At 55.5% G+C, this 18,705-nt stretch carries 16 protein-coding genes and 1 pseudogene; 11 read left to right on the top strand and 6 right to left on the bottom strand.

Features of this window, described 5'->3' with window-relative positions:
- Window positions 1-17: 17 nt before the first annotated feature.
- Window positions 18-1,829: an ATP-dependent nuclease gene (locus tag PRtIB026_RS03650; RefSeq protein WP_203649020.1), complete on the bottom strand. Its 1,812-nt coding sequence runs from the start codon at window positions 1,827-1,829 to the stop codon at window positions 18-20.
- Window positions 1,830-2,540: 711 nt separating this feature from the next.
- Here PRtIB026_RS03650 and PRtIB026_RS03645 point away from each other — a divergent pair.
- From PRtIB026_RS03645 to PRtIB026_RS03615, 8 genes are all read left to right on the top strand, one after another.
- Window positions 2,541-3,611, top strand: a complete 1,071-nt coding sequence (locus tag PRtIB026_RS03645) for an ATPase (protein WP_235583234.1) — start codon at window positions 2,541-2,543, stop codon at window positions 3,609-3,611.
- Between the two features lie 20 nt (window positions 3,612-3,631).
- Window positions 3,632-4,195 carry a MarR family transcriptional regulator gene (locus PRtIB026_RS03640; protein ID WP_033964384.1) on the top strand — a complete coding sequence of 188 codons (564 nt, stop codon included), beginning with the start codon at window positions 3,632-3,634 and terminating at the stop codon, window positions 4,193-4,195.
- 110 nt (window positions 4,196-4,305) lie between these two features.
- Entirely contained in the window at window positions 4,306-4,635 is a 330-nt protein-coding gene (locus PRtIB026_RS26540) for a DUF1508 domain-containing protein (protein WP_033964382.1), read from the top strand.
- A 240-nt stretch (window positions 4,636-4,875) separates the two neighbouring features.
- Complete coding sequence (locus tag PRtIB026_RS03635) at window positions 4,876-5,967, top strand: multiubiquitin domain-containing protein (protein ID WP_203649022.1); 1,092 nt, start codon at window positions 4,876-4,878, stop codon at window positions 5,965-5,967.
- Window positions 5,964-7,340 carry a ThiF family adenylyltransferase gene (locus PRtIB026_RS03630; protein WP_203649030.1) on the top strand — a complete coding sequence of 459 codons (1,377 nt, stop codon included), beginning with the start codon at window positions 5,964-5,966 and terminating at the stop codon, window positions 7,338-7,340. The genes PRtIB026_RS03635 and PRtIB026_RS03630 overlap by 4 nt, the downstream gene beginning before the upstream one ends.
- Entirely contained in the window at window positions 7,340-7,684 is a 345-nt protein-coding gene (locus PRtIB026_RS26460; protein WP_033964375.1) for a DUF6527 family protein, read from the top strand. Before PRtIB026_RS03630 ends, PRtIB026_RS26460 begins: the two co-directional genes overlap by 1 nt.
- Before the next feature lie 49 nt (window positions 7,685-7,733).
- The gene (locus PRtIB026_RS03620) at window positions 7,734-8,291 is read left to right on the top strand and encodes a DUF6037 family protein (RefSeq protein WP_033964373.1); all 558 of its coding nucleotides are present in this window, start codon (window positions 7,734-7,736) and stop codon (window positions 8,289-8,291) included.
- Window positions 8,292-8,406: 115 nt separating this feature from the next.
- Complete coding sequence (locus PRtIB026_RS03615; protein WP_203649032.1) at window positions 8,407-10,158, top strand: hypothetical protein; 1,752 nt, start codon at window positions 8,407-8,409, stop codon at window positions 10,156-10,158.
- On the opposite strand, the gene PRtIB026_RS03610 is transcribed toward PRtIB026_RS03615, so the two are convergent.
- The 5 genes from PRtIB026_RS03610 to PRtIB026_RS03595 all read right to left on the bottom strand — a co-directional run bounded on the left by PRtIB026_RS03610 (window position 10,142) and on the right by PRtIB026_RS03595 (window position 16,019).
- Window positions 10,142-11,077: a hypothetical protein gene (locus PRtIB026_RS03610; protein ID WP_203649034.1), complete on the bottom strand. Its 936-nt coding sequence runs from the start codon at window positions 11,075-11,077 to the stop codon at window positions 10,142-10,144. The genes PRtIB026_RS03615 and PRtIB026_RS03610 overlap by 17 nt on opposite strands.
- Window positions 11,078-11,582: 505 nt before the next feature.
- Window positions 11,583-12,602: a TniQ family protein gene (locus PRtIB026_RS26535; RefSeq protein ID WP_420713653.1), complete on the bottom strand. Its 1,020-nt coding sequence runs from the start codon at window positions 12,600-12,602 to the stop codon at window positions 11,583-11,585.
- 59 nt (window positions 12,603-12,661) lie between these two features.
- A complete protein-coding gene (locus tag PRtIB026_RS03605) occupies window positions 12,662-13,552 on the bottom strand; it encodes a TniB family NTP-binding protein (RefSeq protein ID WP_203649038.1) in 891 nt (296 codons plus the stop codon).
- Window positions 13,549-15,477 (bottom strand): Mu transposase C-terminal domain-containing protein, encoded by a 1,929-nt coding sequence (locus tag PRtIB026_RS03600; RefSeq protein WP_203649039.1) that lies wholly within the window; start codon window positions 15,475-15,477, stop codon window positions 13,549-13,551. Before PRtIB026_RS03600 ends, PRtIB026_RS03605 begins: the two co-directional genes overlap by 4 nt.
- On the bottom strand, window positions 15,474-16,019 hold the full coding sequence (locus PRtIB026_RS03595) for a TnsA endonuclease N-terminal domain-containing protein (RefSeq protein ID WP_203652570.1): 546 nt from the start codon (window positions 16,017-16,019) through the stop codon (window positions 15,474-15,476). Before PRtIB026_RS03595 ends, PRtIB026_RS03600 begins: the two co-directional genes overlap by 4 nt.
- Window positions 16,020-16,271: 252 nt before the next feature.
- On the opposite strand from PRtIB026_RS03595, the pseudogene PRtIB026_RS03590 reads away from it, so the two are divergent.
- The 3 genes and pseudogenes from PRtIB026_RS03590 to PRtIB026_RS03580 all read left to right on the top strand — a co-directional run.
- Window positions 16,272-16,919, top strand: a pseudogene (locus PRtIB026_RS03590) (ATP-binding protein); the annotation flags it as partial.
- Window positions 16,920-17,146: 227 nt separating this feature from the next.
- Window positions 17,147-17,398: a DUF2790 domain-containing protein gene (locus PRtIB026_RS03585; RefSeq protein WP_203649041.1), complete on the top strand. Its 252-nt coding sequence runs from the start codon at window positions 17,147-17,149 to the stop codon at window positions 17,396-17,398.
- Between the two features lie 31 nt (window positions 17,399-17,429).
- Window positions 17,430-18,446, top strand: coding sequence for an alpha/beta hydrolase (locus tag PRtIB026_RS03580; RefSeq protein ID WP_203649043.1), 1,017 nt, complete (start codon window positions 17,430-17,432; stop codon window positions 18,444-18,446).
- Window positions 18,447-18,705: the final 259 nt, after the last annotated feature.

Genomic DNA, 18,705 nt, shown 5'->3' with positions numbered 1-18,705 from the left:
TCAAGCACTATCATCTGTTAAGGCCCGACCAAATCGAGAAGGTCATCATCCAGTTCTGGAAATTCAGGCTCGGGCTTCTTGGGGACAATTGTGGCTGTAATGCTCTCGAGGGTGCTGACAATGAATTCCGGGAGGTGATGTCGGGTCATGGCGGTACAAAGTAAGCTGGCAGCAGCACCATCGCCTTTCCAGCGCTTCAGCAGCACCCCTACAATCGCTGCTACCTCATCCTTCGTGGCATCAGGGCCCGGGGCCTTATCCTTTAAGTCTGAAGGCCAAGCACCGCTGTCGACCAGAGACGCAACCCAGCCGCGCAACACTTCCTCATCGGTTCCTTTGAGAACGACGTTCTCGAAACCTTTCTCAGGCGCTTGATAGGGGTAGTCAACCGACGCCCTAATAGCTTCCAATTGTTCGGATGCCTGCTCGTCGAAAACGGCATAGACCTTCTTCCCGAGCCTGCGGTAGTAAGCACCCATCGGAGCGATTAGCGAGTCGGTCGTCGCATCGATGATTGGGATGCCCAACGCCTCAAGCGGCATGAAAGACTCCGGCTCCTGCTGATGAAGCAGTCGCGCTACGGCGGGCCAAGCGTCGTATTCCGTCCGGCCTTCGGCAATCAGCACCCGACGTGCCAGAAGGGCCTCACAAACACGCAGCCGCATGTCCTGTCGGTACATTTTTGCTTTGATGCCCGGCGGCAGCCCTGCAGGCATGGCACTCAGTTTCCCATCGTTTCGGCTGATAACGATGACCTGCTCGGGTTCGAATTCTTCGAGCACGTAGGGCGAATGCGAGGTAAACAGCGCTTGGGCTGACTTGCTGCGCACACCGTTAATGATGCGTTTTTGAATATGCGGCGGGATTGCTATCTCTGGCTCCTCCATCGCAAAAATCACATTCTGCTTCAGCTCCGCGATCAGTGACAGAAGTGCCAGTACCATCATGTTGATAGTACCGGTGCCTTGGCTCTGGAATGGCGCTGCATGCGCTTCGCTATCACTGCGCTGCGCACCGGTTGCCATGAAGACAGTTAACGATTTTCGCAGAGACTCGCGTGTCAGTTGCGTGACTCGCATTTGGGGATCGCTGCCGTCATCGCTGGGCATGTAACCGCGGATTGAGGCCTGCACATTTGCCAGGATGTTGTTGATCCCGATCTCCGGATCAGCTGCAACCTGCAACTGTCGAAGCTCAACCAAAAGCCCTTCCCAGATTTTGAAATTCTTGTCGTCCTGTAACCGCAAAATGATGTCCAGGAGCGAGCCACGCTCAAGGCTCAACGCACGACTGCCGGTTCGGATCGTGCGCAGATACAGAAATCCACAGACACGCTTATCGGCAGTCCTGAAGAAATCGTAGGACCCATCCTGTTTCATCGGCGAGCAGAAGTAAGTGGTACCAGTGAAATCATCCTCATCGGCGTCGTAGCTGCCGACAAAAACGACGCGCAAACAGGCCTGAACCATCTGGTCGTCAGTACTCTCTGCTGGCGGCCCCTCGAGCAGATCTCCCGTACCGTTATCCCACCATTCGATGTGATCCCGAAAACGCATTTCCTGATCCAGGTTCAGATCAGTGATCACTGCTTCAATGGTGATGTGGACTGGCTGCCCCTGCGGATCGACATACTCCCCTGCATAAAAATCGTGCTCATCTATCACAGGCCTACGGGACAGCCGCTCAGGGCCCAGCACCAGATCAATCGCCTCCAGCAGCGTCGACTTACCGATGTTGTTGTCACCAACGATAACGGCATGCTTGGGAAACAAAACGTCCGCGCACTTGATACCCCGGAAATTCTCAATCTGAAGCCGTGCCACCCGCATATCTGTCTGCTCCCGCTCCCGTGTAAGCCTCGTACATCAAGGCCAATAGCTATCAGACACTAGTCGATAAACGGTCCAAATGCCTCACAGGATCTGGTCTACCCCTAGCTCAATGCTCTAATTGCCCAGAGCGATGACGGTACGCGTAGGGCCTGCTACATCGGTCATCTTAGCCCCCCCGATGCTGCTTGCCAGGGGGAGTTCAGACGCACGGATCTAGACAGATCTAGCCATCAATGACTGTGCCGACCGCGCGATGCAACATGGACTAGGATCAGATCCGGTAGCGCGATCGCCATGATTGACTCGGTTACGCGACTCAGCGAGCAACAGGCTTGCGATTCAAGAAAAGCACATGTACTGTATATGCATACAGTACAAATTTAGTGAACTTAAGCTTTCGATAAAGCGTCACTAGGACTGAATGCTCAAGCCCCGGGCCATCCGCTCTTTAACAACTAGCCTCATCCAGAGTCTGCGGCAGCCAGCTGATACCTGCTGCTTGCAACCGTAGTCCAAAGTCGGCGACATCAGGCCGAAGGTCGAGAAAATCGACTGATGGCGTTTCGATCTCACCAGTCTATCTGTATAATTCTGCCCCCACCCGACCATGAGCTGGGGCAGGAAGGTCCGAATGGCATTGGATCCTTCAATAAAGTTGACCAACACCGAGCTAAGCGAACACCCATGCGGAAAAGGATTATCCAGATCTTGAGTGGTACCCCAGAGCTAAAGGCTCGGGAAATCGCAAAGCTGTTGAATGTCGAGCGAAGGGAAGTTACGAAATTTCTCTACGACAACCTTGGAGAGTTTATAAAAGATGAGAACTCTACTTGGTCATTGAAGAAAGACGCGCGCCTCCAAATCGAATTCTCTGCGACCAGCACTTGGATCACGCAAGAGCATTTCGAGCGGTCACTGGCCAAGCATGGATCACCTCTTGACTGTGGCCACGGTCACATAATTTTGAAGATCCCAAAGGAGCGCAAGGTTCTTTTTTGCGCTGCAGCCAGGATCCTTGCACTCGCTAACCAGCTCGCAAAAGTTAAATCACTAGTTGAGCTCGACTTCAGCGAAAACTCTGAGGCAATGTCCTACCTTAGGAGAGCTTTTTTCTTCGAGCGCCTCGACAAAAGTGTCAAAGTTCTTCCCCGTCGCCCCGCTAGCGTCAATGCAGAAGGATTGAAAGCTAACAACAAGCGATTGGTTGAGCTTCTCCCAATCGAGGCCGGCGGCGAAGAGAACGTCCCCGAGCGCTTCAAGTTCAGTTTTATAGAAGCTTTTGGCGAGCTTCACGCTAATAAGCTACATACAGTACTTGGTGAGCTCATTGGCAATGCGGAAGAGCATTCTGAGACGATCATCCCCGGGTTTGCTGGGCTTCAGAGCTACAACTGGAAAGGCTCACCGCGTATCGTCGCGGTGGTTTCTGACTCCGGAAAAGGCATCTGCTCGACACTGAGACCGGCCTTGGACGAGCACTACCCTGAGGTTGCGGCTCAGTTCCCAGAAACACTTGAAGCCTCAAATGCCAAGCTTATCATCCATGCTATGCGCAACGGCGGATTGAGCAAACGCGGTAAAGGTGGTGGGGGTACTGGTTTAAATAGGAGCTCAGGTTATGCTGAGAGCCTTGACGCAAAGGTCAGCATTAGACAGGAAGACTTTTCCGTCGAGCTAACCTATGAAAAACCAGACTTGTATAAACATAGCTGGCGTTTAGGATTACCTAGGCTTTTAGGTACTCACATAGTATTTGAATTCAACTTGACAGATAAATAGATTCTGGTTAAACTCAAGCCATGAACGAGAAAACTTACATAATCGCCCTTCGCGACTTCACGGACGGAAGCAGCAACCCTTACGGCACATTTAGGGGTAGGAAGGCTCATGCTCAATTGTTGGATTCTATTGCCAAGTTAGTTGGCGCTAAAACAATTGGCATATCCCTCAAAAATATTGATGGAGCCGATGTTTCTTTTCTTCGTGAGTCACTTATATTCACCTTTAAACAGTACGCTAAGAAAATCTCCTTTTATATCTGCGACTTAGCTGATGAAGACATCATCGCAAACCTTGAGGGTGCCGCAATATCTGGCGATTTCCGAGTTACATGCTGGGTGAACGGTCAATGTAGATTCGTAGGTCCCGAACCTTCACCGTCAAGCCTACCTCTCCTCAATGTGGTCATGTCCAATCACTCGGTTACCACGACGCAGGTTGCCCAAGCGCTCGAGATGAGCGTTCAGAACGCCAGCACCCGCCTGAAGCGACTGTCCGAGGAAGGGTTCATCACCCGCGTGGAAATGTCCGCCGGCAGCGGAGGTAAGGAATTCGTGTACAAGGTGATCGGCAATTCTGCTTAAAGGGGTTGCTTTATCGAGAAATGGGGGTATGCTTTGAGCATGCCTCCATTTTTTTTGGCCGGCGTTAAACAGGGTCGCTGAACGAGATCAGGGGAGTAAGGAGCTCATCGATGAAAGCGAGGTTCGAAGTTCGCAGGCCGAACGGAGGAGACTGGTACTTCCAGTTCGTGCTAGCTGATAACCAGGTGATGCTACGTAGCGAAGCCCACAAGAGCCTCGCCAATTGCATCAACGGGATCGAATCGTGCAGGGAGCACTCGCCGTATGATCGTTTTTACAGCAGATTGGACGATGAATCGGGTTTCTCGTTCCGCCTAAGGGCTTCTAACAACAAGGCCATCAGCCACGGACCAAGATGCGCTTCGGCTGAGGAAAGAGAAAAAGTCATAAACACAGTGAAGCGGTACGCATCCGCTGCTCAGATCACAGACGTGAAGTAGGAGGTAGGAAGAAACAGAGTGCCCTAAAAGAAGGACGATACAACGTAGGTGAGAAACCTAGCGCAACGCCACATTGCGCGAAGTCTGAGTCGAGATGCCTCAAAAACGAAGCATGAGTATCTCCGCGTGTTCCGCACCAGTCAAGAACTGATTGGGACTCTCCTCCTCTACGGCTAAATCTGGCTTCCATCCAGGAAGCTAACTAGCCGCCTGTGTGCGGAAAATAAAGAGGTTTTACCCATGCAAAATGATCAATCGTGTCACCCAACCCCTTTCACCGTTGAGGTGGCAGGCCATGATCTGGAGTTCCGCCAGGTCCGTCTCGATGACCGCAAGGTTAACGGTGCTCAGATCGCCGCTGCAGCTCGCTTCAAGCCTGACCAGATGCCGATCGTGCTGCAGTTGCTCGACTCGGGGGCTCAGGAAGATATCCGCCCTGAGGAACTGGTCACGCTGCAGGACGGCGTAAACCGCTTCATCGTCATCGAGTCCGACCGCAAATACATCCTGACTGTCGATGGAGCTCGCCTGGAGTGGCCATGCGCAAAAATCTCCGGACATACCGTCCGCAAGCTCGCCGAGGTCGACCCGGCTAAACGCCTGCTGTTGGAGCGGGAGGAAGAGGCCGACCTGGAAGTCGAAGACAACCAGCTCATTGACTTGGATGAGGCTGGTATCGAACGCTTCATCACCCGCAAGGCGATCTGGAAGCTGAACATCCAGGGCGAGAACTACGACTTCTCCAAACCAGTCATCACGGTACGTGAGGCCATCTCGGCCGCAAGCCTGGACCCGAACCATAACTGGCAAATTTTCTTGATCGTTCGTGATCAGCCCAAGCGCGCTCTGACCATCGACGACGAGATCGACCTGCGCCCGGCAGGCATCGAGAAGCTGCGCCTGACGCAAAAAGACGTGAGCAACGGCGAGGCCGCTCAGCCGATTCGCCGCGAGTTCAAGCTGCTTGACCGCGACGAGCAACACCTGAACGCCGTAGGCCACCACTGGGAAACCCGGTTGTCCACCGACGGTGGTCGTTGGTTGCTGATCCACGAATACCAGCTGCCACCCGGCTTCTCCGAAGAAGCCGTTCAACTGGCACTGAGCATCCCCTCGACCTACCCCAGCACGGCCATGGACATGTTCTACCTGTATCCAGCGGTCCATATGGCTGACGGCACTCTGATACCGCAAACAGAAGCGACGGTAAACGTTGACGGGGTTCCCTTCCAACGTTGGTCTCGCCACCGTGCGTGGAACCCAGCAACCGACAACGTCATGACCCAGTTGGCGATGGCCGACGGCTGCCTCCACAAGGAGGTCGACAAGTGAACAACGGATCTCGCCTCGTAGTGACGGCCGAGATCTATACCGCACTCCGGGAACACCTGTTCCCGGGGGACGGTAAAGAGGCCGCCGCTATCCTCATCTGTACCCGCACCCCAGGGTCCGCACTCAAGCTCCTGTCGAAGGAGCTGATTCTGGTGCCCTACGAGGAGTGCGCGCTCAGACAACCCCACGCGATCACCTGGCCAGGCGATTACCTCGAGCAAGCGATTGATCAAGCGCTCCCTCAAAAGCGTTCGATCATCCTTGTTCATTCTCACCCAGGAGGATTGTTCCAGTTCTCCCAGGTTGATGATGACAGTGACTCGGGAACGATGGTGTCGCTGTACCAAGGGGTCGAAGCAATCCACGGCTCAGCGATTATGACGCCTAATGGGGCCATGCGGGCGCGGCTCTACCACAACGGCGGGGCTCCCGAAAACATCGAAATAGTGACTGTCCCGGGTGATGACATTTGTTACTGGTTCCCTGACGGCTCTGATCAGCAACCACCATTGGCTTTCACCTCTGGTATGACCTCCAGGCTCAGTCACCTTACCGCAGCAGTCGTTGGCGTGTCGGGCACGGGCTCAATTGTGGCAGAACAGCTTGCCCGACTTGGCTTCGGCCGGCTGATTCTGATCGACCACGACCAGGTCGAATCCAAGAACCTCAACCGCATCCTCAACTCCACGCTTGAAGACGCCGAGAACTGCCGGCCCAAGGTTGACGTTTTCGCAGATGCGGTCGAACGGATCCGCGGTCCCAACATCGTCAAAGCCATCAACGATACGGTGATGAGCAGGGAAGCTGTACTGGCTGTGGCCGATGCCGACGTACTCTTCTGCTGCGTTGACTCGCATCAGGGAAGGCTGATCTGCGACCTTATGGCCTCGAGCTTCCTGCTCCCTCTGTTCGATGTCGGCGTAACTATCCCGACTCGCTTGTCCAACAAGGGCATACGGAGAATCCATGATGTGCTGGGGCGGATTGACTACGTTCAGCCAGGCGGCTCAACGCTCTGCGCCAGAGAGGTCTACACCGCTCAATCGCTGAGTGCCGAGGAACTGAAGAACACGGACCCCAAGGCCCACAGTGAGCAGGTAAAGCAGGGGTACATCTCGGGCATCCCGGAAGAGGCGCCGTCCGTTATTACCTTAAACATGCGGGCAGCTAGTGCATGCGTGAACGAGTTCGTCGCTCGAGCCTTCCCCTTCCGTGAGGACCCCAACCACAAGTATGCACGCATACGGTTTTCGCTCTCCGGGGGCTACGAGGAGTACGAAGCCGAACGCGACCTCCCACGGTCCGAGTCTCCTACTCTTGCGCAAGGTGACGCTGAGCCTCTGCTGGGCCTTCCCGCCCTGGGAGCGGCTTGATGAGCTTGTTCAAGACCTTCGCACGCAAAGTCGTTCTGAAGTTTGATCACTTGCTTCCCCCTCGGCGACTCATAGTCGTCAAGGGGGACTCCCTACCCCCTGAAATGCCAATCCGCGCGATTGTTTTAGCTAGGGATGGCAGCGAGGACTGGTGTGTCGGGATGCAGTGCCCCTGTGGGTGCGGCCGAACGATCGAGCTTCTGGTTATCGATGAGGCCAAGCCGCGGTGGGACTACAAGGTCGACGCTGATGGCCTCCCTTCGCTTCACCCCTCTGTCTGGCTGAACAACGGCTGCTGCTCACATTTCTGGCTCAAGAAAGGCCGTATCCATTGGTGCCGTTAAGCAGCTATACCCGAACGACTGAACCCAATCACAACGAGAGGAAAACCTGATGCGCATGAATGGATTGGAACGACTGGCGCACAGCATGCGAGCGCTGGATGTCGATATGCAGAAATTTCTCTTCACAAATGGAGCAGCCAGCTTTGACTGCTTGTTCTCCATGCGGGGGGACTACGAGCTCTCGCTGACCTCACGGGGAGTCAACCCCAGGTTCTTCCTGTTCCCGATCTCCGATGATTTTCATCTGTCGAGCTATCTGAGTAAGCACACCCTCAATGAGCTACTGGGCGTCCTCAAAACCCATGGGCTATCAACCCAAGGCTTCAGTACCTCACGTTTCTTTCAGGCTCTGGACCTCGCTGTGCCGCACCAGGCCCAACAAGCCCGCGTACCTACCGCACAAGCGATCTTGGACCTTCGCCACGATCTTGAAGAAAGAGATCGCCCATTTTTCGACGCATGGATCTACTGGACGGAAAGAGGCCCCCGAATCGAAAACCTGGAGAAGACAATGAAGCTATTGGGGCCACAAGCACGTGAATTCAGCATCAAGAACCGGGCGTCCTCCAGGTGGAGCGCAATTGATCTGGGCAGGGCCTGGAGATAATTTAGAACGCTCAAAAATCAAGAGTGAGAGCTCGATAAAACAAGCGAGCTCCCAGCATCACTCGCGTCAGCCACACCCAGCCAGCGCTGGCTTACGTTGCAGGGAGCAACACGCATTGAAGGCCCCCATCACACGAACCGAATTCAAATACAAACGCCCTGATATTCGGCACCCGCACAGCTCAGTGGCTAATTTCAAGGGAGACAATATCGTTTGGTGGTATAGCTTCATACGCAATAATCGCCAGGGCGAAAGGTCAATCCCGGAAGTCGAGGTGATATTTAAAACGCTCTATGGCGATGTCCCTGGCTCAATTACCAGTGCAATCATTCCTCTTGCCGCGCTGCCTCATTACCAACTAGGAAGTGTCTGGAGCGACGGAGAGTGCGTATCCGACACAGGCATGGCCCAAGAAGAGTTCAATGTAAATTTTTCACCTAAAGGTTACGGCATCACATCTCGAAATGAGCTTAGGAAAACAGGGCAAGGCCATATATTTCATGATGCCGAATATGAGCTTCCGCTGCGCTGCTGGTCCAGCAAGCTAATCAACTTTAGATTACCTGACAACAAAAACCTTCTAGTCCCATGCACAGAATACTTCGTGCGAGCATACGCACACAACATGATAATATGCAGATCCATATGCACCCTACTATTCGACGAGGTACTTTCAGCCTTGTTCGAATGCAAAACCCCCGATGCCTATCGGTGGCTTATTAAGCCCAAGAGAAACATCCCAGATTCTGAAGCCGTATTCTTGGCGCATTTGCTATACGACAATTTCACACATAATGAAGTCCGCCGACTGAACAGTAATTTCACTTCTTCGGCTCCGGGTGGAAAAGTATTTCCAGAGGTAAGGCCCTGGTTCGAGGGCAGAGGTAAACTTCTCTGTCGTGGACGATGGATTAATGAAGGGAATACGTTTTTGTGCCTAGATCTGTGTAAATCATCCAATCCTGCAGGCCCAAGGATTGAGCTTTTCCGGGATGAATTTGACAACACTAACGGAGAAGCTGGCGGCCGCACTATTATACCTCAACCCACTAGGCTCCCAAAGGACGGCGAACCTGTAAACGAAGAGTCCCATGTACCCCCAGACGCCCAAGCCGAAAAAATCGTAGTGAATCTACGGCCCTTTGGAACCCTAGGCCCAGAACGGAATGTAAAAATATTAAAATATATCAATCAAACGAAGAGGGGTTGGCGTGGGCCTGGTCCTTCCAAGGCTGATACCTTTTCCAGCGGTGATGGTACCGGCACTGGCAAAAATGTCGGGAAGTCAGAGCACGTGTCCGATGTGGCATTAGAGTCTCATGGTTTCTTATTAGATATCTGGAACGCTTTTCTCTCAATCAAGCGGGACAACCCTAAGCAGTTCAAAGATCTGAGCTGGCACGCTTCTAATGGATTTGGAGTTTCTTCCCCACCTATTATTAATCTGTTCGACCCTAATGGTCTTTCAAAGGGCGCACGCAACTGGATTCACCTTTACCGAAGCATCAATTGGGATGACAAACGGTGCCGCGGCCTCATGGTACTGCGCTTGATTATCGACAACCAAACTTTTTATTGCTTTGAGATAGAGCGCCAGGAAGCTAGTGATCAGGTTCATGACCCTAGGGGTTATTCCGGAGTTTTGTTTAGAGCGCACACCATTGACCCCGAAGCATTTAAGAACTTCGTAAAATCTGTAATGACCAAGATCATAAAGAACAAGGGGGTATTTAAAGGCATGATGGATCAATTCCCAGAGGATGCCCTGCTTATCACACATCACATTAAAGACCCATATGTGCGCTATCGCACCGCGCTGCTTAAGACTCTCGCTCAGGCAGGCATTGATTTCACAGAAACTGTTTGATATCTCGCTCACTACGATAGGTGTTCGCTGAGGGAATCCATAGAGTTTCCCCTTCATGCTCAACCGCGAAACCGGCCATACCGTTGAAGCTCTCCTTCTGGTACACGAGCTTCTTCCTATTGGCCCGATAGATCTCGTGAAAATAAGCCATTCCCTTGACGATCCAGACTGTCTCAATCAGGTCTTGATCATCGCTCTTCAGGAGATCCACCAATTCGCGCTCGGCCTTATGTTTCCTGGCTTGCTCAAGCCATCGTTTCTCAGGACGGGCCTTTATGGAGGTGTTACGCGTCTTATTGAGGTAGCCCACGAATCCCGAGACCGCCGCTACCTGTCCTGGCGAACTCCGCCAGAAAGCTTCGATTGTTTTCTGCGTCGGTAGCGCTTGAGGTGCCAACGCTGCAAGCTTGAGAAAATTGAGTGCCGCGTGCATAGCTAGCCGCATCGAGCGCAAATCTGTCTCCTTGCTCTCAACCCGCACAGCTAGATAGTCGTGATACCCATGCAACAACTGGTTGGACCAGAAGTCGGGCAAAACCGACAACATCTCCAACAGCCGACGCCGCTCCGTGTTCGCTTCACGCGCTTCATCGCTTACCGTTACAGCACCAATCCCCTGAAGCCAACGCATAGGGTTCTCGGCCTTACGTAGCCCTGCTGCGCCGATATGCTTCAACAGCATGTCGTATGTTGGAACGTCACCCCAAAGAGCATCCATCTGCGCAAAAAATCGGTAGTGCTGATTGATGCTCAATGCGGCTTTGTGTGGGCCACTTCGGTTCAGAAGCCACTGCGAAAATGCTTCGAAATGCTGCTGAATGCGCGGACTGCTGAAGCCTGCCGAGTTCTGCGTAGAGCGCTTAGCGAACACGGCCGTCCAAGTACAGCTTTCACAGCACTGCCCGCGACCGGCCGGCATCTCGCCTCCACAGGTTCCACATTTGCGCTCACCTTCAGTGATACAAATCTTGCATCGTGATATGCCGTCAGCATCCGTGATCAGCACTCGGTGGCGCCGGCAACTCGCGCATGTGGCTTTCGCCGGCTCTCGACACTTGTTGCAGCTGCGGCGCCCTGTCTTGGTACTTACGGCCAAACGCTGCGAAAGCTTTCCACAGGTCTCACAGACCTCAGGTTCGCGAAAGTATGGAACACAGGATTTGCAGACGGGCCCGTAATCCGACCACATACCGATGGCAAATTCGATCTTGGCGCATCGCACACATGGCTTCGCCCGGTTACAGGTACTGCAGCACACCGCCTGGTCAAAAACAGGAAGACGAGCCGAGTTACCACAGCCTGGGCATAGCCGGGGTTTGAAAAGGCGTGCGTAGCAGGTCTCGCAATAGCGGCAGTGGTTGTGCACCTTCTTGGCTTTCACCATGGCACGACCGCATTCATGGCAACCCAAGTCACCGCCCAAATCAGTGGAGACCATCTCTGCGAATCCTTCTCTGCAGTCGCAACCACATCCTCAAGACGCCCAGAGGACGGCGGATGTGATTCTGCTCTTTCTTGTGCCTTGGGCACCGTGAGCTACAGCTTAAAGCCGAAGCCATCTGATTCAAAACTTGCGGGGCTTCTCGAGCGGGCAAAGGGAGGGCTGAACAGGGAAGAACAGCGCGCAGCGCACACTCGACGAAGCGTTCTGGTCCGGCTTGCATTATCACCCACGTCTGCCCCATTAGAGCTGAGCGCTCGGCCGGGCTCAGATACTCGAGAGGTAGCCCCAAGGAGGATGGCTGGCATGCAGCCGCGTCGACCTGCATCAGTTCACAGAAGAGTCGAGTCGAGGACGTGGGATGTCGCGCCACACCTAAAAGCAGGCCGATGATCACACGAGCTACGAACATCCAGTCTGCGAAGCTCAACCTATCCCCGCCGAACATTGTACTTTGCCCATAAAGCCCATCTGCAAACGCCTGGAACGCCAACGCATCTTTCGAGCAAGGAAATGAAGCTGCGGAATTCAGGCGCGCCTCACAATGGTGACATTTGAAGATGCTACCGCTCTGATCCAGCAAACCAGGTTGCAGCGCCGAGGAGCAATGAGGACAGCGGTCAACCAGCAGTACGCGATGAAGCGGACAGCAGGTATGCCATGCGAATCGATCATGAACTGAATAGTGAGGCGTCGACCCCGCCATGCATTCCGGACAGCACTGAAGACCACCAGCATGAACTTGGTGCCGGCAGCCCAGAACCATGATCCATGGCCACAAGCTACTGGTACGCAGAAAAGGTTGAGGATGGAGGGACCGGGACACCGGAAGCAGGGTGCTGGCGATCAATCTCTCGACACTGATGCCTGTCAAATGAGCCAAATTCGCGAGGCGTGTTTCGTCGCAAGTTCGGTCTATGTCAATGGACCAGATTCGAGACCCTGGCCAAGCGTGATTAGTGAGCGTTCCAGGCGTGCAGCCATGCAACAACGCTGTTCTCACTAACCACGAGGAGAACAGCTCGTCAGGCAACAACTGCGGGGTCAGCGGCCATCTGGGATTTAGACAATGAGCTCCCGGATGCCACGTGTAGGACGCTTCCACGACTTACTCTCGATGAGCTGTCGGTCGATGCATTCCTTACCGGACGTGATTGCTTCCTTTGCACACTCTACCAAAAGGCCATGTAGGTCGCCGGTGTTACCACCAGAGATGGAGTGAAGGAGTTGAGCCAGTTGAGGCTCAAACAGCTTGGACGGTTTCTTCAACGGAAGCACCAGTTCGAAAGCCTTCAGTAACCGCTGAAAATCGGCGTCCAGTTTCCAGGTCTCAAGCTTGACGGTGTCGAAACGGCTCGCGTGTTGAGGGTCGATGTGGAGAATCTGAACAGCGTCTGGAGTACCGACGCCGACGATTGGGATCATCAGCGTGTTACACAAGAGCTTCAGAGCGTTCATAACCTCCCTCTGCTTAATGGCCGACCCTGTGAGCATCGAGTGAATCTCGTCGATGATCAGCATCCTGACCTTCAACTCGCGCAGTGCGTGAATCACCTGGTACCTGAGTTTGATCTTGGGATCAGTACTCCGATAGGGCATCCACATCTGCTCCAAAATCGCCACGTACAACTCTTTCTCGTCGGCCAACGGGGGCGACTCGGCCAAAATAATGGGTCTTACAGGCTCACTTTCTTCGTTGACGTAGCCCTGTCCGTGAGTTTTTACGAACTGGTGGATCAGAGTTGTCTTCCCATTGTTGGAGTCCCCTACCAGCAACAGATTTGGCATTCGGGGGCGCTTGGGAGCATCGAGCAGTGAACCCAGGGTATCCAGAATCTTCACTGCCGACTTGTAGGCGATCCACCGCGGCTCGCCCATGAAGAGGATCCGCTCGCGATCTGATAAATGCAAAACCGGCCGAAAGTCTGTATGTAGGTGGGCATAGTCCGTCATTGGATATCACCATCAAATTCAACATCGCCAAGCAACAGTCCCTCTAGAACGGGCATCGCTGGCGGTGGTACAGGTTTCGAAAACGGCCTATCCGGCTGCGCAGGCGTTTTGTTCTTGGCATGCACCTTGAGTTTCTGAGCATCGCGCCGGGCCTTTTTAGTGTCTTTGATGGACTGCTCGACCAACGCCCTCCGCTCGAGGATAAGGCTACTGATAAGGGCTTCATCTATGTTCGTACGCCCCTCGTCTACCGCCTGCTGCTTAGCCGCTCGATACTCCCACACCGTCGCCGCAGGGAAAGCCTGGTTCGCTACCGGCACGCGGAAGTATTGCTTAAGAACGGGATCGTAGAACCAGATGACACTGATGTCCCTGGGATCACGCCTAAACACAAATTTCCGCGCCAGCCCGGTCTCAGGATCTTTGGTGTTGATCCAGTGCCGCAAGGCGTCGGAGTAATAGAACACGTCGATCTGCACACCGTAGGCCTGGACAGTGCGCTCATACATCGGCATGAAGTCCAGCTGTAACGTGTGTGGGTCAGCAGGCCGAGGCGGTATGCAAACCAACGGATCCAGCTCTCGGTTACCAAAGAAGCCCAAGTGCCATTGGCGAGCCGGGCTCATGTACAGGGCGGAATGGTAGGTGTTGTGGTAAAGGATGATGGTGATCACCAACCAGCGCTCGAACTCATCCATCGTCATTGCAGCACGCTTTTCTGAATCGTAACCCTCACGCTCGGCAGTGTTGCTGAAGGTGGTACCAGGTAGCTCATGCAACATTCTCATGAACGTGCCCAACAGGCGCTCGATACGCCCACCATATTTTGGATTCTTCTTTGGCCGGAAATTGGTCTCAATGTTGTGGTTCAAGCATGAGTGCCGAATGTCTTCAGCTTTGAAATCGGCCCCGTTGTCCGAGTGAACGACGCGTGGGAAACCCCAGACGGGCCACTCACCCTCGACCTTATGCAGTAGAAGCCAATTCTCTTTCGGCAGTATGGAGTGCGCCAAGCACATACCTACGGAAATGGCCGAAGGATCCTCCAGAGCGAGGTAGTAGCCAGTGATCATCCGCGAGTAGACATCGATCGCCAGAGTCAGCCAAAGCCGTCCGATAGGCTTCCGGTGCCGATCATCCACGATGATCAGATCGATCGGGGTATGGTCAATCTGCACATACGCTAATGGGTAATCTGCGCCCGGGAACTGGCCTACCGAAGGCGTATGGCGGTTTCGAGCCTTGTCTGCGTAACCACGCCGGCGCAGAACAATCTTCTCTGGAATGTTCTTGATTCTTGCCCGAATAGCCGACGCGCCTGGAGGCTCTATGCCTATCTCCTTGGCTCGCTCCACGATCTCCTTGATAGTGGATTGCACGGACTTTCGGCTTTCGTTCAAATAGAACTCATCGATTACATTGCTGATCAGCTTGTCAGCCTGAGTAGTCAGACGGCTGCTGCCCGCCTTCCATCCTCTTTTCCGCGGCACCAGTGCCAGCACTTCGTGCCAATTGCGATAACGCTTGAGCCAACGATAGAGCGTTGCGGTGTCGACACCGACTTCCTTTGCGCGTGCTTCGACGCTATCACGCTGAATTATCGAGTCGTTGACGAATGGTTGGATCGCAGAGAACCGTTGTTGAGCAATCGCCCACTCATCAGAACTGATAGTGGAGACATCGTAGTTAACGTAGAGACCTTCAACCTTTTCTTGCTCGACCGCCTTGAGGTCGGGCACCCGCAGGGATGAGCATTTGCCCGTTTCGACCTCAAGGCCGATCACCGTTTGGAAATCCAGAATCTGGACTATGCGGAAAACATCTTTTTCCCGGCGAACCATCGCGCCAACCTCAATCGGCACACGGGCCCGAGAGGGCTCAAACGGCTCCAGGTGCTCGTCGCTGTCAGTCTCGTAGATGCTCATGGCGTCATCACCCACAGCTCGAGGTAGTCATTCAACGGCTCGTTGATGTCGCACTGAACCAAGCCTACAGCAACCATGTGCCAGAGCAGCGCTACCCCGCGCCCTCTGTAGATACCGTTGAAGTGACGGGCCAAGAGATAGTGGACTGGCGCTATCCCCATGCCTTTGAGGGTGTTGAGCACCATATCAATGTCCTCTTGGTCGAAGGTGTAACGCTCGAACCGCTCCAAAAACACGATATTTTCCAGCGCCTGGTCCCGAATCCGAGACTCGTCATAGATGCTGAACGTCCAGCCCTCCTGTCGCGCATGCCGACGTGCAGCTTTCCATTTTACGCGCCACGCACGCCAGTTGTTACGCCAGTCATAAGCAGGCTTCACCTCGACGAGCATTGGTTTGAGGTACTCCTCAGGCTTGGCGTCTCCTTGGTGGTAGTAGACGAGGAAGTCCGGCGTGTAAGTCTGCGCACGGCCAAGAGAATCGACGAAGTCCACGGAGACGGGCTGGGCAATCACCGTCTCAACCCGATAGTTAAACCGCATGCGCTTGAGGAAATCGCGCTCCAGCAACGACTCAAACGGAACGCCTCCGGCGCCTCGGAATGGCAAAAAGCCCGAAACACTACGCCAGGTCGATTTGATCTTTCGGACCTGCTTAGGCCGGTCGCATCTATTTCCGCTCATTCTCAATCCTGTCGCAGCTATTTCGGGATTTTTTTGCAGCTATTTAGAAAGCTTTGAACCGTGATTTGCTGGCTCTAGCGTAACGCTATCGCATCTATTTCGATAGCCGACAGTGGCAGCCGGCCGCAACCCGGCGAGATCACCCTGGCGCACCATGGCGTGCTGTTTCTCGACGAGCTGCCCGAGTTCGAGCGACGCGTGCTGGAGGTGCTGCGCGAACCGCTGGAGTCCGGCGAGATCGTGGTGGCCCGGGCCAAGGACCGGGTGCGTTTTCCGGCGCGCTTCCAGCTGGTGGCGGCCATGAACCCCTGCCCATGCGGCTACCTCGGCGACCCCACCGGCCGCTGCCGGTGCAGCAGCGAGCAGGTCCAGCGCTACCGCAACAAGCTGTCCGGCCCACTGCTCGACCGCATCGACCTGCACCTGACGGTGGCACGGGAAAGCACCGTGCTGACCCACCAGCCCAGTGGCGAGACCAGCGCCAGCGTTGGCCAGAGGGTGGCCGAGGCACGGACGCTGCAGCAGCGTAGACAGGGCTGCGCCAATGCCTTCCTCGACCTCAAGGGGCTGCGTCGGCATTGCCCGCTGGAGCCGGTTGACCAGGCCTGGCTGGAGCAGGCCTGCGAACGGCTGACGCTGTCGTTGCGGGCCGCGCACCGGCTGCTGAAGGTGGCCCGCACGCTGGCGGACCTGGAGGGCGCGCAATCCATCGCCAGGGCGCACCTGGCGGAAGCGTTGCAGTACCGACCCGGCACTTGATGCTGCCTCCCTGTGGGAGCGGGTTTACCCGCGAAACAGACAACGCGGTGCCTGGCACCCGCTTCGCGGGTGTTCGCGGGTAAACCCGCTCCCACAGAAGCTGGCCAAGACGCACTCAATCAGCGTCATAGCGGAAATATATTTTGCGCACTAACTATTTGCGCGCAATATTAATCCCAAGCAGCAAGCAGTCGCCATTCCCACTCAGCAGAACCCGGAGAACGATCATGACCCTTCGCAAAGCCTTCGCCCTCACCGTTACCACCCTGGCCCTCGGCACCAGCGTCAGCAGCTTCGCCAGCGAAGCCACCCCGTACCACTACGGCATGGACCTGGACATCGCCAAGGTCGTCAGCGTCGATGCACCCGCCAGCGTCCAAGGCCAGGCCAGCACCGCCACCCTGACCTACCGCGACAGCAGCGGCCAGCTGCGCGCCGTGAGCTACGTGCAACCCACCGTCCTCGCCAACCAGAACTGAGCCACGGCTCGAACCCTAAAGGAGCTAGAACATGAAACTGTCCCACACCCTGACCGCCGGCCTGCTGGCCCTCGCCGTGAACAGCGCCTTCGCCGCCGGCAGCCCTGGCGTCGAGCACACCACCCTGGGCTTCCTCGAGGCCCTGGCCGCCGGTGGCGGCAAGCCGCTTGAAACCCTCGCGCCCAAGGATGCCCGTGCGGTGTTGAGCGGTGCCCAGGCCGGGGTGAAGGTCGACCTGTCGGGGATCCGCGTCGAACGCCGGACCATCCAGGCCGATGGCCAGCCGCTGGAGATCCGCGTGGTGCGGCCCGAAGGCGCCAAGGGTGAACTGCCAGTGTTCATGTTCTTCCACGGCGGCGGCTGGGTGCTGGGCGACTACCCCACCCACGAACGCCTGATCCGTGACCTGGTGGTGGGCTCCGGTGCTGCGGCGGTGTACGTCGACTACACGCCATCGCCGGAGGCCAAGTTCCCCACCGCGATCAACCAGGCCTACGCCGCCACCCGCTGGGTCGCCGAGCACGGCAAGGAGATTGGCGTGGACGGCAGCCGCCTGGCGGTAGCCGGCAACAGCGTCGGCGGCAACATGGCCGCGGTGGTGGCGATCAAGGCCAAGGAGGCCGGCACGCCGAAGCTGCGCTTCCAGGCCCTGCTGTGGCCAGTGACCGACGCCAACTTCAACAACGCGTCGTATAACCAGTTCGCCGAAGGGCACTTCCTGACCCGCAACATGATGCAGTGGTTCTGGAACAACTACACCACCGACCCGCGCCAACGCGACGACGTCCACGCCTCGCCGCTGCGCGCCAGCCTCGAGCAGTTGCAAGGCCTGCCGCCGGCCCTGGTGCAGACCGCCGAGATGGACGTGCTGCGCGACGAAGGCGAAGCCTATGCCCGCAAGCTCGACGCCGCCGGGGTACCGGTGACCGCCGTGCGCTACAACGGTCTGATCCATGACTACGGCCTGCTCAATGTGCTGAGCACCGTGCCCAGTGTGCGCAGTGCCATGGACCAGGCGGCACAGGCCTTGAAAACCCATCTTCAATAAGTGGCCGATCACCATCGCGGGGCAAGCCCGCTCCCACGCAAGGTGTCAGACCTTCTTCGGAGTGTGCGCAGTGCCATGGACTAGGCGGCGCAGGCCTTGAGAATCCATCTGCAATAAGTGGTTGATCGCCATCGCGGGGCAAGCTCGCTCCCACGCAAGGTAGCTGACCTTCGTGGGAGCGGCGATGCGGCGGCCCGACTTGCCCCGCGATTGATTCGGCAAAGGTCCTACTTTCAGAACGCTGCTTCCTGTAACCCCA

Origin of the sequence: Pseudomonas sp. RtIB026, assembly GCF_016861355.2 — a bacterium.
Classification (GTDB): domain Bacteria; phylum Pseudomonadota; class Gammaproteobacteria; order Pseudomonadales; family Pseudomonadaceae; genus Aquipseudomonas; species Aquipseudomonas peradeniyensis.
This window is presented reverse-complemented; position numbering and strand designations above follow the sequence as displayed.

What these genes read in the sequence shown, in the direction of transcription:
- PRtIB026_RS03650 (WP_203649020.1), bottom strand. Translation starts at nt 1,829, where the DNA reads ATGCGGGTGGCACGGCTTCAGATTGAGAATTTCCGGGGTATCAAGTGC.
- PRtIB026_RS03640 (WP_033964384.1), top strand. Translation starts at nt 3,632, where the DNA reads ATGAACGAGAAAACTTACATAATCGCCCTTCGCGACTTCACGGACGGA.
- PRtIB026_RS26540 (WP_033964382.1), top strand. Translation starts at nt 4,306, where the DNA reads ATGAAAGCGAGGTTCGAAGTTCGCAGGCCGAACGGAGGAGACTGGTAC.
- PRtIB026_RS03635 (WP_203649022.1), top strand. Translation starts at nt 4,876, where the DNA reads ATGCAAAATGATCAATCGTGTCACCCAACCCCTTTCACCGTTGAGGTG.
- PRtIB026_RS26460 (WP_033964375.1), top strand. Translation starts at nt 7,340, where the DNA reads ATGAGCTTGTTCAAGACCTTCGCACGCAAAGTCGTTCTGAAGTTTGAT.
- PRtIB026_RS03620 (WP_033964373.1), top strand. Translation starts at nt 7,734, where the DNA reads ATGCGCATGAATGGATTGGAACGACTGGCGCACAGCATGCGAGCGCTG.
- PRtIB026_RS03610 (WP_203649034.1), bottom strand. Translation starts at nt 11,077, where the DNA reads ATGCCGGCCGGTCGCGGGCAGTGCTGTGAAAGCTGTACTTGGACGGCC.
- PRtIB026_RS03605 (WP_203649038.1), bottom strand. Translation starts at nt 13,552, where the DNA reads ATGACGGACTATGCCCACCTACATACAGACTTTCGGCCGGTTTTGCAT.
- PRtIB026_RS03600 (WP_203649039.1), bottom strand. Translation starts at nt 15,477, where the DNA reads ATGAGCATCTACGAGACTGACAGCGACGAGCACCTGGAGCCGTTTGAG.
- PRtIB026_RS03595 (WP_203652570.1), bottom strand. Translation starts at nt 16,019, where the DNA reads ATGCGGTTTAACTATCGGGTTGAGACGGTGATTGCCCAGCCCGTCTCC.
- PRtIB026_RS03585 (WP_203649041.1), top strand. Translation starts at nt 17,147, where the DNA reads ATGACCCTTCGCAAAGCCTTCGCCCTCACCGTTACCACCCTGGCCCTC.
- PRtIB026_RS03580 (WP_203649043.1), top strand. Translation starts at nt 17,430, where the DNA reads ATGAAACTGTCCCACACCCTGACCGCCGGCCTGCTGGCCCTCGCCGTG.